At 54.5% G+C, this 16089-nt stretch carries 8 protein-coding genes; 5 read left to right on the top strand and 3 right to left on the bottom strand.

The genetic code is table 11. From position 1 onward, the window contains the following. Positions 1 to 101 precede the first annotated feature (101 nt). From ACTJKZ_RS14105 to ACTJKZ_RS14090, 4 genes are all read left to right on the top strand, one after another. Entirely contained in the window at positions 102 to 911 is an 810-nt protein-coding gene (locus ACTJKZ_RS14105; RefSeq protein ID WP_222925450.1) for a 5'-nucleotidase, lipoprotein e(P4) family, read from the top strand. Between the two features lie 579 nt (positions 912 to 1490). Then, complete coding sequence (locus ACTJKZ_RS14100; protein ID WP_161735333.1) at positions 1491 to 2126, top strand: carbonic anhydrase; 636 nt, start codon at positions 1491 to 1493, stop codon at positions 2124 to 2126. Next, on the top strand, positions 2123 to 3598 hold the full coding sequence (locus ACTJKZ_RS14095; RefSeq protein WP_161735332.1) for a SulP family inorganic anion transporter: 1476 nt from the start codon (positions 2123 to 2125) through the stop codon (positions 3596 to 3598). The genes ACTJKZ_RS14100 and ACTJKZ_RS14095 overlap by 4 nt, the downstream gene beginning before the upstream one ends. A gap of 269 nt (positions 3599 to 3867) precedes the next feature. Beyond that, entirely contained in the window at positions 3868 to 5289 is a 1422-nt protein-coding gene (locus ACTJKZ_RS14090; RefSeq protein WP_440829744.1) for a diguanylate cyclase, read from the top strand. A gap of 20 nt (positions 5290 to 5309) precedes the next feature. On the opposite strand, the gene ddlA is transcribed toward ACTJKZ_RS14090, so the two are convergent. Both ddlA and ACTJKZ_RS14080 read right to left on the bottom strand, forming a co-directional pair. After that, positions 5310 to 6407 carry a D-alanine--D-alanine ligase gene (gene ddlA / locus ACTJKZ_RS14085; protein ID WP_161735328.1) on the bottom strand — a complete coding sequence of 366 codons (1098 nt, stop codon included), beginning with the start codon at positions 6405 to 6407 and terminating at the stop codon, positions 5310 to 5312. Between the two features lie 225 nt (positions 6408 to 6632). Further along, on the bottom strand, positions 6633 to 15218 hold the full coding sequence (locus ACTJKZ_RS14080) for a GH36-type glycosyl hydrolase domain-containing protein (RefSeq protein ID WP_440829743.1): 8586 nt from the start codon (positions 15216 to 15218) through the stop codon (positions 6633 to 6635). Between the two features lie 308 nt (positions 15219 to 15526). Here ACTJKZ_RS14080 and ACTJKZ_RS14075 point away from each other — a divergent pair, with 308 nt between their 5' ends. Next, positions 15527 to 15682, top strand: a complete 156-nt coding sequence (locus ACTJKZ_RS14075; protein ID WP_216844881.1) for a YnfU family zinc-binding protein — start codon at positions 15527 to 15529, stop codon at positions 15680 to 15682. A 118-nt stretch (positions 15683 to 15800) separates the two neighbouring features. Here the strand turns inward: ACTJKZ_RS14075 and ACTJKZ_RS14070 are convergent, their stop codons facing one another. Then, a complete protein-coding gene (locus ACTJKZ_RS14070) occupies positions 15801 to 16073 on the bottom strand; it encodes a hypothetical protein (RefSeq protein ID WP_285087537.1) in 273 nt (90 codons plus the stop codon). Positions 16074 to 16089 lie beyond the last annotated feature (16 nt).

Raw genomic sequence — 16089 nt, 5'->3', positions numbered from 1 at the left:
TCTCCTGTTATAACAGCGTGCGTTAGGCTGCCCACAGCTTACGTTAACTGCTACATTTTTGAAGCTTCTCCTCAGACCTTTCTCACCTTAAGGATGAAATGATGAAAACCTCCGCAAAACTCGCTGCATCCGGACTGGTCGCGCTGCTGCTGACCGGCTGCGCCTCGTCAACACATCAGACCGCGCAACAGCAGCTCGGGCAGCAATCGGTGCTGGCGGTAAACTGGTTCCAGCAGTCAGGCGAATATCAGGCACTGACCTGGCAGGCGTTCAATACCGCGCGCATGGCGTTTGATCAGGCACCGTCGCTGACCGGCAAACCCAAAGCGGTGATTGTCGATCTGGATGAAACCATGCTGGATAACAGCGCCTACAGTGCATGGCAGGCGAAGAACGGCCAGCCGTTCAGCAGCAAAACCTGGTCAGCCTGGACGCAGGCGCGTCAGGCGAAAGCAGTGCCGGGTGCGGTCGAGTTCGCGCGTCATGTGACAGAGAAGGGCGGCACGCTGTTCTATGTGTCGAACCGCGATCAGAAAGATTACGCCGCCACGGTCGCCAATATGCAGCAGCTCGGCTTCCCGAACGTCAGTGATAAAACGGTACGTCTGAATACCGACAGCTCCAACAAGCAGGCGCGTTTCGATGCCATCAAAAACGCGGGTTACAACGTGGTGCTCTATGTCGGCGACAACCTCAACGATTTTGGTGGGTCGACCTGGCATAAGGGTAATCAGACGCGTCGCGATTTTGTGAGTCTAAATCACCAGCAGTTTGGTACGCAGTTCATCGTTCTGCCGAATCCACTTTATGGCGACTGGGAGAGCGGAATGGCGGAAAACTACAATAAACTGACACCGGAGCAGCAGTTGTCGGTGCGGGAATCACGGCTGCAAAGCTGGAACGGTAAATAATTCGTCAAGAAAAAGAGCCTGCTCATTCAGGCTCTGTTCAGAACTGGTCCTGATTTACTTACTGCCGTCACTATTCTGCTGCAAATTAAATTAATCATCTCTTGCTTCATTCTTCTCTTATTACAGGCATATTTAACTGGCTGTCAGCAATTAAGCCGGTGGATTGTGCTAATGGTTAGTTTTTTAATTAAGAGTATTCCTGGAAAAAAGCCCACCGGTTGGTATGGCAGTGAATATCCCCTCATTTATTAATTGTATTTATTTGTCATCAGTAACTTTAGTTTATTTTTATTACTATTTTATCTGTTTGATTTTATTGCCTTAATAAGGTGGTTGATTTATTTGCCCACATTCCTGCTGCTGAATTAAATTTACTTAACCCTGACCTTTACTGACTGTTAGTTGACAATAGCGGCATTGTTAAATCGCTGTGAAATATTACGCGTGCATTGAAATTAGTTAGCGTCTATAACCTTTTTCTGTGACTCAGTTCTTATTAACCTGGCGGCTCACGCTTTATTTGTGAGCCGATACACTTTGTGGTTAGCCAGGATGCGACATCCCGGTAGTAGAGAGAAGATGATTGTGACGACACTTAAACCCTTATTAGCGAAAAATCGCAGTTGGGCCTTACAGCGCCGCCAGCGTAATCCGGATTATTTTAACAAATTCCTTCATCAGCAAAAGCCACACTCACTCTGGATTGGCTGCTCTGATAGTCGCGTTCCGGCAGAAGTCTTAACCGGCTCCCATCCCGGCGAACTCTTTGTGCATCGCAATATCGCCAACATGGTGATTGAGGACGATGACAATTTACTGAGCGTGCTGCAATACGCACTCTTCTTTCTCGGCGTTAAACGCATTGTATTAAGTGGTCACTATGGCTGCGGCGGCGTAGAAGCCGCGCAAAATCTGCCGGGCAGTGTGCTGGACGGTCAGGAGAGCGCACTGGCGAGACGCATTCAGACCCTGCGTGATGATATTCAGGCGGGTCTGACAGACATTCCCCTCTCAGACGCGCCGCCGGGTGAACAGCTCGATCGGCTGGTTGAGGCCAACGTTAAGGCGCAATTCGCCCGGCTGGTGAAATCTGAACCGGTCCGGCAAATCTGGCAATCGGGCCAGGAACTGGAGGTGTTTGGTTGTGTTTATGACCTGCGCTCCGGCCATCTCAAAGAGCTGATTCATCAATCTGCAGAGGAGCCTTCATTATGAACCTCGATACCCTGCGTCGCGATATTCCTGCGGGTCTGGTGGTTTTCCTGGTCGCCTTGCCGCTCTGCCTTGGCATCGCACAGGCCAGCGGATTACCTCCGTTTGCCGGTCTGCTGACCGGTGTGATTGGCGGTCTGGTGGTGACGTCACTAAGCCCATCCCGGTTTGCCGTGAGTGGCCCGGCGGCGGGGCTTGTCACTATTGTCGTCGCCTCGATGGCTTCACTGGGCAGCTTCTCTGCTTTTCTCACTGCGCTGATTATCGCCGGGGCACTGCAATGCCTGTTTGGCCTGCTGCGCGCCGGACGGTTTATTTCGCTGGTGCCGGGTAGTGTCATCAAAGGAATGCTGGCGGCGATTGGCCTGCTGCTGATTATGCAGCAGATTCCGGTGGCGCTGGGCGCCGCTGGTGATGCAGAGCTGGTGTCACTGGTGACCGGCCAGATGACTTTCTCGCTGCCAGCGATAGCGGTGGCGGGTGTCGGCCTGGCCATTCTCTGTCTCTGGACGACCGCGCCGGTGAAACGGATCAAAGCGCTCGCCTGGATCCCTGGCCCGCTGATTGCGGTACTGATCGGCTGTCTGGCGACGGTAGCAGGAGGGCGGCTCTTCCCTGAAATGACGCAGGGGCTGGCGCGCATTTCGTTGCCTGCGTTTGACAGCGTTTCCGCACTGATGGCTGAACTGGAAACGCCCGACTGGATGGCCTGGCAGAATCCGCAGGTCTGGGTAGTGGCGGTGACTCTGGCACTGGTTGCCAGTCTGGAAACGCTGCTGAGTCAGGAGGCGCTGAAAAAACTGCGCCCTCAGACGCCCGCGCCGTCGCCCAATAAAGAGATGTTCGCGCAGGGTATCGGTAACCTGGCGGCGGGTTTTCTTGGGGCGATGCCGATAACGGCAGTGATTGTACGTAGCTCGGTCAACGTCAGTGCGGGCGCGCAGACGAAGCTCTCGATCTTCATTCACGGCGTGCTGCTGCTGATTTGTGGCATGTGGTTCAGTGAGATGCTGAATGCCATTCCGCTGGCCAGCCTGGCTGCCGTACTGCTCTATACCGGTTATAAGCTGGCGACACCTAAACTGTTTGTTGAGCAGTTCCGGATGGGCGCACAGCAGTACGTGCCGTTTCTGGCCACCATCGTCGGCATTATCACGCTGGGTATGCTGGTTGGTATTGGCATCGGTATCGCCACACAAATCCTCTACAGCATCTATAAGAGCCATCGCAACGCGTTGCAGCTTACCCGTTATGATGACCATTACGTGCTGCGCTTCCAGCAGAACCTGACCTTTATGCACAATCCAAAGTTGCAGGGATTGCTGGATGAGATCCCGGAGAACAGCGTGGTTATCGTCGATAACGACAATGCGGAATATATCGATCCGGACGTTAAAGCGGTGCTGAAAGATTTTGGTGATAACGCCGATAAACGCGGCATTCGCCTGAGTCAGTGGCCGGTTGCGGTAAAATAGCGCTTAGCGCAACGGTAAAGGGGTTTAAAAGGAAAAAATCGGATATCTCGGATATCCGATTTTTTTATTTGCGAGGCATAATAAGTTCCCAATTTCTGCTGTCATCGGATGGGGTTAGCCACTGCAGGATAACTTTCCTGAATCATCCCACGAAATGAGGCTTTATCGCCGGATGAGATTGAGGGTATTCAGGATTTAATCATTCTGACACCACGCGCCTGTTCAGGCTGGCGTGGACAGCCAGCCTCTCTGCGACAAGGTCCGGATGTATGCGCATACAGCTGTTTGAAGAGCACAACGCTAAGAAGAACGCATTTTTGCTGTTTTTAATCACGCTGCTGTTTTGCTTTATCGGCGGACACCTGCGTTTCCCCCAGGAGCTGTCTCTTTTCTGGCCGGTCAACGCGATCGTCACTGGCGTTATCGTCCGTAATCCTTTTCTGCATCAGACCCGCTCTTACCTGGCCATCTTTGCCGCGATGGTGTTTAACGACACCGTATTTTCCGGCTGGGCGCTTTCTGCATTTACCCTCAACCTGGCGAATATTCTGTTTGTGCTGGTGGCCGCCACGCTGCTGGTAAAGCATCTTCAGCATGACTCCGGCAGCGAGCGTATTACCAGTGTGCTGCGTATTTTTCCTGCCTGTCTGCTGGCCGCGCTGGCCTGTGCCAGCTGGGGAGCGCTGGCACAGCAGGCTGATTTTGATGCCGGACTGGCGGTGGCATGGGGTGACTGGTTCAGTGAGCAGTTATCAACCGGGCTGATGCTGCTGCCCTTTTTGCTGACGCGCGACTGGTCGTCGCTGTCGCCCCGCCAGTTTCTGCAGTTCCGCAAGCTGGCACCGGTCATCGCCGTGATGGTTTCGCTGATGATCGGCGCAATGATGGGGGGCGCGGGCAGCCTGACGCTGCCGGTTCCGGCGCTGGTCTGGTGCGCTATTGTGTTGCCGATGCCGCTGACCAGCCTGGTGATCCTGCTGACCGGTATTACTGAAATCATTCTGGTCTCTCATGGTGTGATGAACATTCAGGGCGACGATAATCTGTTGCCGCTCAGCCATCTGACCTCTGCGCGACTGGGTGTGGCAACCATCGCAATTAGTCCGCTGATCGTGGCTGCAAGCATGGATGCAATCCGCCAGCTTAATCAGCGTCTGGCGCTGCGCGCGAATTACGATTTCCTGACCCGCCTGCTGTCACGTTCCGGTTTATATGAAAGCCTGCGTGCGGAGCCGATTTTTCCGGATCGCAAAGTGGGCGTGATCCTGCTTGATGTTGATTACTTCAAAGCCATCAATGACAATTTTGGTCACGATGCGGGTGACAGCGTGCTGGAAGAGATCGCCCGCCGGATGCAGTGCGTGGTGGGTAAAGCGGGGCGCATCTGTCGCTTTGGCGGAGAGGAGTTTGTGGTAGTGCTGTTCGACCAGAATGCGGAAAAGCTCTATTTTCTGGCGGAGGCAATCCGGCAGAAGATGGCGAAAGAGAAGTTCTGGTTGCAGGGTAGCACGGCTACGGTGACCGTCAGCCTGGGGCTGGCCCATGGCAGTGCCAATGAGGCGACGGAATGGCACCGCGTGATCAACCGGCTAATCTCTGCGGCGGATAAAAATCTCTATCTGTCGAAGCGCAATGGCCGTAATCAGACTTCGCCGGTTAACTACCGCACGATTACCAGCGACGTGGCATAACGCCACGTCACCGGGTTCGATCAACTGACGCTGCTTTTCAGGGTGCTGGCCTGCTGATGGCGTTCAATCGCCAGGTCGATCAGACGGCTGATCAAATCCTGATAACTGAGTCCGGCCGCCTGCCACAGTTTCGGATACATGCTGATATTGGTGAAGCCGGGCAGGGTATTCACTTCATTGACGATAATCTCGCCGTCATCGGTCAGGAACACATCGACGCGCGCCATGCCAAAGCACTCCAGCGCGGAGAAGGCTTTGATGGCGACGTCACGGATTGCATCGCTGGTTTCCGCTGCAATGGCTGCCGGAACCACCGTCTGCGCACCACTTTCAGAGATATATTTAGTGTCATAAGAGTAGAAAGCGTCATGCACCACCACTTCGCCACACGGGCTGGCTTCCGGCGCATCGTTACCGAGCACCGCGCACTCGATCTCCCGGCCTTTGATACCCTGTTCAATCAGCACCTTGCGGTCAAAAGAGAAGGCCAGCGCCAGCGCCGCATCAAATTCTTCCATGCTATCCACTTTGCTGACGCCGACTGATGACCCCTGGTTGGCGGGTTTGATAAACAGCGGCAGGCCAAAGCGGGCAATGACTGCCTCTGCATCCAGGAGGGCGCGTTGTGCCTGAGTAATGCTCAGCCATGGCGCGACGTTGAGGCCGGCATCACGCAGCAGGCGTTTGGTGAAATCCTTATCCATGCTGACCGCAGAACCCAGCACGTCGGAACCGATGAAGGGTAACGAGGCCATGCGCAGCAGGCCCTGCAGAGAGCCATCTTCACCCAGCGTACCGTGCACGATAGGGAAGATAACGTCGATCTGCGACAGCGGATGGGCGTTGTGGCGGGTGATGATCTGCTGCTGAGTCGTGCCGGGCACCAGCGCCACATCTTCAGCGGCGTGATTCAGCGCGATTAGCGCCGGATTTTCTGCGTTAAGTAAGAAGTTTGACGCATCGTTAAGACGCCAGTGTCCCTGCTTATCGATGCCCAGCAACACCACGTCAAACCTGGTTTTGTCGATCGCCTCAAGGATATTTTTGGCCGACTGCAACGACACCTCATGCTCAGCCGATTTGCCGCCAAACACGATCCCTACCCGCAACTTTGTCATCAATTTTGCCCACTGAAAAAATCAAAACCACAAGATAGCATGGGGTTTGCGCGGGAAAACAGGGTGGGGCGAGAGATAATTGTGAGCAGGCGATTAACCCTCGCCATTCACCCGATCGCTGTCGTTGAGCTGCCCGTAGCGGCGCGGGTGGCAGCTCAACGGCCCGCTCGCAAAGGCCACTTAATCTCCTCTTTAACCTGATGCAGGCGGGGTGTCTGGTTTAACTTAATCTGACGCAGAGCCCAGCCAGACTTCAACCTGATGTTCCTGGCTATGGCTTTCCAGCGCTATTTCGTCGCCGTCACACCGTTTGCCATCCAGCCACAGCTGATAGGTGCTGCCACCGCGAGTAACCCGGATGTTGTAGATCCCTTCCCCCTCACGGTAGACAATTTTTATCTCTGACCATTCAGCGGGAAGCTGTGGCCGGACAGACAGCGCGTTGCCGCGCCGGATTATCCCAAGCAGACTCTCACTGATAAGCTGATAGGCCCAGCCTGATGAACCGGTATACCAGGTCCAGCCGCCTCGCCCGCTGTGGCCTTCGGCTGCATACACATCCGCAGCCATCACATAAGGTTCCGCTTTGTAGATCGCCATATCCTGTTGATTGCCACTATGATTAACCGGATTAATCATTGAGAGTAGGGACCAGGCGCGCTCTGTTTCACCCATCGCCGCAAAGGCCATAATCGCCCACAGAGCCCCATGGGTGTACTGACCGCCATTTTCCCTGACGCCCGGTAAATAACCGCGAATGTAGCCCGGATTTGGCCCTGCGCCATCGAAAGGCGGAGTAAGCAATTTAATCAGCCGGTTATCCTTATCAACCAGATGCTGATAAAGTGCCGCCATCGCTGACCGGCATCTGGCGTCCTCGCCTGCGCCAGAGAGTACCGACCAGCTCTGGGCAATGGCGTCTATCCGGCACTCACTGTCAGCATGTGAACCGAGCGTCTGACCACTGTCAAAAAAGCCGCGCAGATACCATTCACCATCCCAGGCCGCATGGTTAAGCGCGGTTTTGAGCGCCTGCGCATTGTCCTGACAGTGCCGGGCGGTATCGGTATCGCCGAACCGCACAGCCAGCGCGGCAAAGCGGTCCAGAACCGTATAGAGGAAGAAGCCGAGCCAGACGCTTTCACCCTTGCCGGCAATCCCGACGGTACTCATACCATCGTTCCAGTCCCCGGAGCCCATCAGCGGGAGGCCGTGCTGACCGAAATTAAGGGCGTGGTTAATCGCGCGAACGCAGTGCTGCCATAGCGTTTCATTAATCTTACTGACGCCCGGAAGCTCATAGACAGACTCTTCGTCCTCTGCCAGCAGGCGACCTTCAAGGTAGCTGACGGGCTGTGACAGCAGCGCAATATCATCGGTTGCCTGCACATAGCGGCACAGCGCATAGGGCAACCACAGGTAGTCGTCGGAGCAGCGGGTTCTGACGCCACGGCCAGCAGGCGGATGCCACCAGTGCTGTACATCTCCCTCGATAAACTGGCGGGATGCACACAACAACAGCTGATCGCGCAGACGCTGCGGGGCTGCGTGGGTCAGCGCCAGCGTATCCTGCAACTGATCGCGGAAGCCAAAGGCACCACCGGATTGGTAATATCCGCTGCGCGCCAGCAAACGGCTGGCCAGCGTCTGGTACAGCAGCCAGCCGTTTGCCAGTAAATCGACCTCCGTTGCCGGTGTCTGGATTTGCACTTTAGTCAGTAGCTGGTGCCAGTGCTGTTTAACCCTGGTCAGCTCGTTCTGAGCCTCCCCGGTGGAGAGGAACTGCTGCATCAGCGCGGTCACTGCACCCTCATCTTCCCCGACGCCGAGGGCAAAAACAAAACTGCGGCTGTCGCCGTCAATCAGTGTCGTCAGCGTTTGCAGCGCGGCGCAGGGATCCATTCCTGCCCCGGTGTTACCTGACAGACCACGAACATTCATCATCGCGGGCTGCCGTGTGGTGCCGTTACGACCCAGACACTCAAGCCGGTTGCCGCTGTGCGCAATCCGGGTTCCTGTGACGGCAAAAAAAGCGGTCCGCGCAGAGCCTGTGCTGTTATAAAAGTTTCTGGCCAGAACCGCGCTGCCTGTGGCAATAGCGGCAGGGGACGTCACCACATGCCTTGCGGAGCGGCTCGCCAGCTCACCCAGAACCCATTCGACGTATCCGGTAATTGACAGATTACGCGTTTTGCCAGAGAGGTTACTCAGCGTCAGCAGGGAAAGTCTGACCGGCGCCTCCTCTGCCACGAACACCGTCAGCGTGCTGCTGATGCCATACTCCGTGTGTTCAAACGTGCTGTAACCGAAGCCATGACGGGTCAGATAATCCCCCTTGCCGCGAACCGGAAGCGGCGTGGGCGACCAGACATCACCCGTCTCTTCATCACGCAGATAAAGCGCTTCGCCAGAGCTGTCACTGACGGGGTCATTATGCCAGGGCGTCAGGCGATATTCATGCGCGTTTTCATACCAGCTATAGCCCTGGCCACTCTCGGAAATGACGGTGCCAGACTGGCTGTTGGCCAGCACATTGCACCACGGCGCAGGTGTCTGTTGCTGGTCGGAAAGAATGATGTGATATTCGCTGCCGTCCTCGTTGAAGCCACCAGTGCCATTAAAAAACTGCAACCGCTCCGGCGAAAAGGTGACGGCTGCAGGCTGCGGCGTCTTACTGACCGATGGAAACGCAAAAGCAGGCGGGGTGCGCACCGGTTTTAACAGCGTGCTGAGTTGATCGGCGAGGCTGCCGTTTCGGCCTTCCAGCACGACCGCCGCGACGCTCAGCAACAATTGCAGATCGTCAGCGGAAAAACTTTCGCTTTTGCGGATAAAGATGCCGCCAGGTTTGTCTGCCTGCTGTCGTTCGTCTCCGGCAGGGATCAGAGTCGTGAGCTGATTGAACAGATTCTGCTGGTAGCCGCCCTGGTCGCTGTTCAGGATGAGCAGATCGACCATCAGCCCTTTTTGTCGCCAGTACTGATGCGCCTGAATGAGGGTGGTGACCAGGTCGAGCTGATTAATGTTTTCTATCCGAACCAGAAGAATCGGCAGATCACCCGAAATCGCATGACGCCACAATGACTCCTGGCCCAGCCGGTTCTGCATCAGCGCGTCTGATTCGCCACGCATTTCGGCGCTGGAAAACAGTACGGCACTGGCCAGCTGATTAAACAGACTGGTATCTTCGGTGCGGATATTCAACTGACGCAAGGCGACCTGACTGTGGGACCACGCCAGTTCAAACACCCGATCGGCGCTAATGTGGTTACGGTACTTCTCAATCAGCGCAATAGTTGTTTCACGCTGAAGTGTCACACCGTAAAGCATATCGATGGTGACGGCCTCTCCCGCTTTTAACGTCACTGACTGGCGAATTGATAACACGGGATCTAACACCGCTCCCTGCTGACCCGTTAATTCACTGCCCGGCATCAGCGCCTGAGCATCGGCTGGTATCCTGCCACGCCCGAGAAAACCAGCCCGGTCGGTTTCAAAAGAGGTCTGGCGGCCGGTATTGCCATGTATCGCCATCGCGTGAAACATCCATGCCGTCACTTCTTTCTCTTCACGTGGCCGTCGGTGAGCCAGGATCGCTTCCAGCCTGTCAACGATCTCAGTCTGGACGAACAGATTACTGAACGCAGGGTGGGCCATATCGCTGGCTGCTGGTGCCAGTACCACTTCGGTGTAGCTGGTGATATCGAACGGGCGGGTCTGACGGGAACGGTTAGTGACCGTGATGCGTCTGATCTCCACATCATCTTCCGGGGAGACCACGATATGCGTGTGAATGCTGAAGGTGGTGCCTGAAGCGTCAAACTCAATCCCGGCATCAGTAAAACGGGTTTTATAATGCGGACGCTCGCAGCAGGTCGGCTGATAGCTGTGAGCAATCACTTCGGCGGATTGCTGATCGGTAACGTAGCAGAACGTTCCGTAGTTGTTGCTGGTGCTATCCGCACGCCAGCGGGTGAGTGCCAGCCCCTTCCACTGGCTGTAGCCCGTCCCCGCGTGCGTCACCATCAGGTGATAATCTGCGTTTGAAAGCAGCTGCAGTTGTGGCTGGTGCGGATCTGAACCACTGAATTCTCGCTGGTCGGTAATGCTGCGCTGCTGTTTAGGGTCACTGTTTTCGACAAAACTGCGGCGTGGGGTATAGAGCTCAATATCATCAGGCACTTTTTCCTGAAGCAGCAAACGCGAAGACTGAAACAGTGCGCTGGACATAAAGCGCGCGACCATTGGCGCATCCAGCAGCTGGTGAGAGAGTGCAAGCAATCCCATCGCCTGATGATGGGCCATATACGATTTGACGATCGAAAATGGCTGACCGGGAGCCAGTCGGTCCGCGGTGAAATCCAGCGCTTCGTAATAACCGTAGTCACCGCTGGCACCCATTTTTTTAAGTCTTATCAGATTAGCCGTCGCCTCCTGCGGCAGCACCATCAGCGCCAGCAGCGTCGCATAGGGCGCAACAACATGATTGTCATTCAGGCCGCGTTTCAGACCCAGTTCTGGCGTGCCAAATGCCCGATACTGGTAGTTATGATTGACGTCAAACGCAGCGTAACCCGATTCCGAAACGCCCCAGGGCGTATCGGTGCTGTTACCCGAGGCAATCTGTTGCCTGACCGCCGATAACGCCATCTTTTCCAGTAGCGTGTCGGGGTAAACCGGCATGACCAGGTGCGGCATCAGGTATTCAAACATTGAGCCGCTCCATGACATCACGGCGGGCTGGTTATTCAGCTGAGTAAATAAGCGACCCAGCACAAACCAGCTCTTAGCCGGAAGCTGACTGGTGGAGATAGCAAAGTAGTGCGTCAGGCGGACTTCTGAAGGGAAAAGGTCATATTTGCTGGCGTCCAGCAGACCGCTGTCCATGTTATAGCCCACGCTGAGTAAAGACGTGGCTGGATAATAGAGAAAGCGGAAGTCCATACTGGCGTGATCGTTAAGGCGGCTGTCCAGCTCCAGCAGGGCAGCCATACGTTCGCGGGCGGCCCATATCACCGTTTCTGCCTGTTTTTCCGGGAGTCCGGGGCGGTTCAGGTTCAACTCAGCGAGCCACAGCAATGACGGAATGTCGGCAGGCAGTGGCGCATCCGGGCTAACCCAGCTGAAAAGGAGGGACCACTCCTGAGTAAAATCGACCAGCTGCTGGTGGAAAAGCGCCGGCCAGTTTACCCGTGTTGTCGGAAGATAAGTCTGTTCTGCCACCACGCTTAACGCCAGCAGAGCCTGCATCCCGGCGTGAAAATCGGCGGGCGAAGCGTGCTGCATCAGGCTTAATTGCGCATCGATTTTTTCCACAATGTCGCTGCGGGTGTCGCTCAGTTGGTCTTTAAGCAGTGAGAAGGTATCGGAGAGACCTTCCAGGATACAGGGAAGAGACATCACCGGCTGGTATTTCCACTGCGCCAGGCCAGCCTGAAGGGTTACAAGGTGAGCCGCCATATTACCGCTGTCTACCGTTGAGACGTAGCGTGGGTTCAGCGGTTTTAACGTCTGGGTGTCATACCAGTTATAAAGATGTCCTCTGAAATGCTCCATTCGGTCAAGAGTATCGAGGGTGTCGAGCGTCCGGCTGATGACCCGATTCTGGCTGATATAACCAAAATCCCAGGCCGTCAGGTTTGCCAGCAGCGACAGGCCAATGTTGGTCGGTGACGTCCGGTGGGCCACCCGCGACTCCGGAATCTCCTGCAGATTATCCGGCGGCAAATGGTTGTTGTCACTGCTGGCAAATTCGTTAAACCAGGCCCAGGTTTTACGCGCGGTGCGACGCAAAAAGATGCGCTGTTCCGCTGAAAGGCTGCCTGGCTGAGCGCGTTTAGGCTGGCTCATGCGGCTCAGTAACGCGGGGGCGACCGCCCACAATAAAGCGAGCGCCAGTGCAACATGCGTCATCGACGGCATGCTCAGGCTGGTCAGGAATACCAGAACCGCGCCTGCTACCGGATTAATCCACATGCAGCGGTAGAAGTGGCGCACATCAGGCTCGACAGGTTTCTGTGATGAAGCGCTTTTCCACTCGTTCAGGTAGCGATGGCTGATAGTCAGGCGCCATAAGGTCACGATAATCGCCTTCAGCGACCAGTAACTCTCGTGAGGCAGGATGGCCAGCGCCAGGCCAGCGCGGGAGAGGCGGTTAAAGGCATCGGTGACCAGCATGGATAAATGCTGTCGCCAGGTACGCGTTTTACTTTTCGTCACCCCATCGATCACCAACGCTGGCAGTCCCGGAAGCAGCAGAAAGAGCATGATGCATCCGACCCAGAATATCGGGTTTGGTACTATCGTGCACAGCATAAACACCAGCATCAGCAGGGCAGGTGCTACCAGGCTGCGGCGCAGATTGTCTGTTAATTTCCAGCGGGAAAGCGCACTGAGTGGGTTTTTTTGACGGCTGCAATCTTCCTGCCGCACCTGCAGCCGTAGCCAGTTCAGGAGCTGCCAGTCGCCCCGCACCCAGCGAAATCGTCGGTCAACATCGCTCAGGTAACTATCCGGATATTGTTCATACAGGACGACGTTACTGACCACACCGGAGCGGGCATAGCAGCCCTCCAGCAGGTCATGGCTCAGCACCAGATTTTCCGGACAGGTATTGCGTATCGCCCGGCTAAAGGCAGCGACATCGTAAATACCCTTGCCGACAAATGAGCCTTCACCAAACAGATCCTGATAAATATCGGATGAGAGTGAGGAGTAAGCATCATTCCCCGGAATGCTGCTGCACAGCCGGGCATAGCGGCTCTGACCGTTAACTGGTATCTCTTCAGCCAGACGAGGCTGCAGGATGGCATAGCCTTCAACTACCCGATTTTTGACATCGTCGAACACCGGCGCATTGAGCGGGTGGGCCATGACGCCAATCAGCTTATGCGCTGTCTCACGCGGCAGTATTGTGTCGCTGTCGAGAGTAATCACATATTTAACGCTGTGCAGTTGCGTCTGCGTGGCACCTACCGTGACGCTGAAGGCGTTTTCTTCACCCTGAAGCCAGCGATTCAGGGCATGGATCTTACCGCGCTTGCGTTCATACCCCATCCAGACGCCCTGAGAAATATTATGGGTGCGGTCACGGTGTAACAGGGAGAATAGCGCAATGTCCGATTTACCCCCGCTGTAGCGCCGATTCAGGGCTTCCGTTTTCAGCACGGCGTAACGGATAAGCGCGGCGTCATGATGATGGTCCTGTTCGGCGCTATCGGTAAAGTCGGTCAGTAACGCAAAACTGATATTCGCCAGGGCGTTACCGAGATAGCAGATTTCCAGAGAGCGCAACAGGGCGTCTGTGCCCTCATTGCTGCTGAGCAAACAGGGGATAACCACCAGTGTACGGTCATGCTCTGGTATCGCCTGAGCATAATCGAGTCGTGGCAGGGGAAGGGGATGGCGGCTGCGGGTGGTTAACTCACTCAGCAACTGTAAGGCTAACTGGCTGCTGACAATGATGGCGGGCAGCACCAGCAACCACAGTAAAGATGCCATGCCCGCCTGATGGGTGCTGTAGAGCATCTCGGCGGTAAACGCGGTTGTCAGCAGTAAAAGGCTGCCTAACCAGGAGAGTAAAGGAGTCTGGCTCAGATGCTGCCGGCTCTTGTTCAGCCACGTCACCTTAACGTCAAGCTGCTGTTCCAGTTGCTGAAATCCTTTATCCAGCAGGTAATAGCCGACATGCTGCTGACGCAGGGGAAGATCAGGCTGGCTGGCCAGCGTCAGCACAGCCTGGGCGACTTCACGTTCATCAAACCGACTGTGTCGTGCCAGACGTTCAATCACATGGCGGTAGTCATCACGACTGTCAAAATGCATCAGCGGGTATGTCCCGGTGGGATCCTGCTGCAGGACTTTCTCAACCAGGCTGACGGATTCGACAAAGGCCTGCCAGTCAATTTCGCCGAGTTGCCGCAGGCCGGTAATAGTGTTGCTGACAGAGAGCTGACTCAGGGCCAGCTGCCGGTTGAACTGCTCAATGACTTCCGAGGTTTTCCGGCCGGTAATTTCCAGCTGTTGTTCAACCCAGGTTAACGCCAGGGTATTGTTCTGGCCACTTAATCGCCGTTCAAGTTCAGCGACGAAAGCGCCGGAAACCTGCGGGTTCTGGCGGGCCATATCAGCGATGACCAGAATAACTTTTGACGCATCTTCGGCGGCAGTGGATAGGATATCGCTGATCCACTGCTCCGCTTTATTACGTTCCTGATGTACCCTGGCCACGTCATCCGCAATCCGGGACAGATTGTTGATAAGCGCAAAACGTAACATGGCAGGCAGGGCCCACAGTTCGCCGAGCAGCAGGGGCGTAACACGCTGGTAGGCAGCGATAAAAGGATGTAGAACGCTGGTTTCCAGGCGGCCATCACTGTGCTTAATCATCTCCTCGGCGATAGCCTGGATGCGAAGGTAATGGGCCGACTCCTCCAGCATGGGCAATCCTTTACCGAATTTGGCCGGTAACAGGTGCCGGACCAGGCGGATCTGCTCTTCAATGATGTAAAAATTATCGAGTATCCAGACGGCCGCTGGTGTCTGGCTGCGCTTATCGCCTTCACTCAGGATTTCTGCGCTGCGCGTCAATGACTGTTCATTATCTGCCAGCTGCTGCAACAGTCGGTAGGACCATTTCCCACCCGACAGATTATGCGTTTTCGCTAATTTTTCGCCGTAGTTATCCATTTGTTCAGCCGAAAAAACATCTGGCCGATGGGCCTGATAAATACCTTCTGTCGGGAACAAAGGAAAATGCTCATCGGATAATTCACTTTCCCGGCTGAACCACGTCGTCAGTTTTATTTTCACACTCATTTCCTTGCGCTTGCGCAGCAGCTGGATCCGGAAAAAAAGAAAGGATGACAAAAAAGGAGCCAAAAGAAGGGCTGGAGGTGATAAAAAGGTGTAGATGGTATTGATTATAGTCCTGTTTGCGTTATTCGTAGCTTTCCTGATTATCCGGCTGACGTTCTTTTATGGCGATTAAATAACGTTAAAAAAAATAAACAGCTGCCTTCTCCTCACCTTAGCCCTTTTTAACATCATAGCCGACAGATAAAAAAATTAATTTACCTCCACTGTGTTACGCTGATGGCAACATTTCAGAGGATAACGACATGACCTGGTTGAGCTTTCTCTTCGACGCGCTACACAGCAGCGAAACCAATACACAGTGTCCGGTGTGTAAAAAGTTTTCCAGACAGTCTGTAGCTAAAAAGAATAAAGGACAGGCAGTTTTATGCCCTCACTGTAAGTCATTGTATGTTATATAAAGTCCGTCGTCTTTTTATGTTGTGATCACCAGGCGTCAGCAAGTTATACTGTTTAACCTTATCCCTCATTGAGGCAATATCTTCGTAACATGTATTTCAATGTGCTGATAACTCTGCATTATCTTTCATACTCGGTGAAATAACGCTTTGATTCACCCTGGTCGAGAAATTCGAATGGTGAAAGTTGAATAATATCTGATCCTGCAGACCACACGTCATTAACTCTTGAAATAATATCGCCTTCCTGAAGCGACAGGAGGTTGTTAATGCGTAACACAGCAAATCTGCCATTTTCAAATTCGACTTGATACAACGCAACTTTCTCCAGCGGCATGATGGTTCTTCCACGAATTACCCGGCAGCAGAGTTCAGCACTCGATGAACTTTTCATGATAAACCTCTAATCT

The organism is Pantoea sp. 22096, assembly GCF_052045955.1.
Classification (GTDB): domain Bacteria; phylum Pseudomonadota; class Gammaproteobacteria; order Enterobacterales; family Enterobacteriaceae; genus Pantoea; species Pantoea alfalfae.
This window is presented reverse-complemented; position numbering and strand designations above follow the sequence as displayed.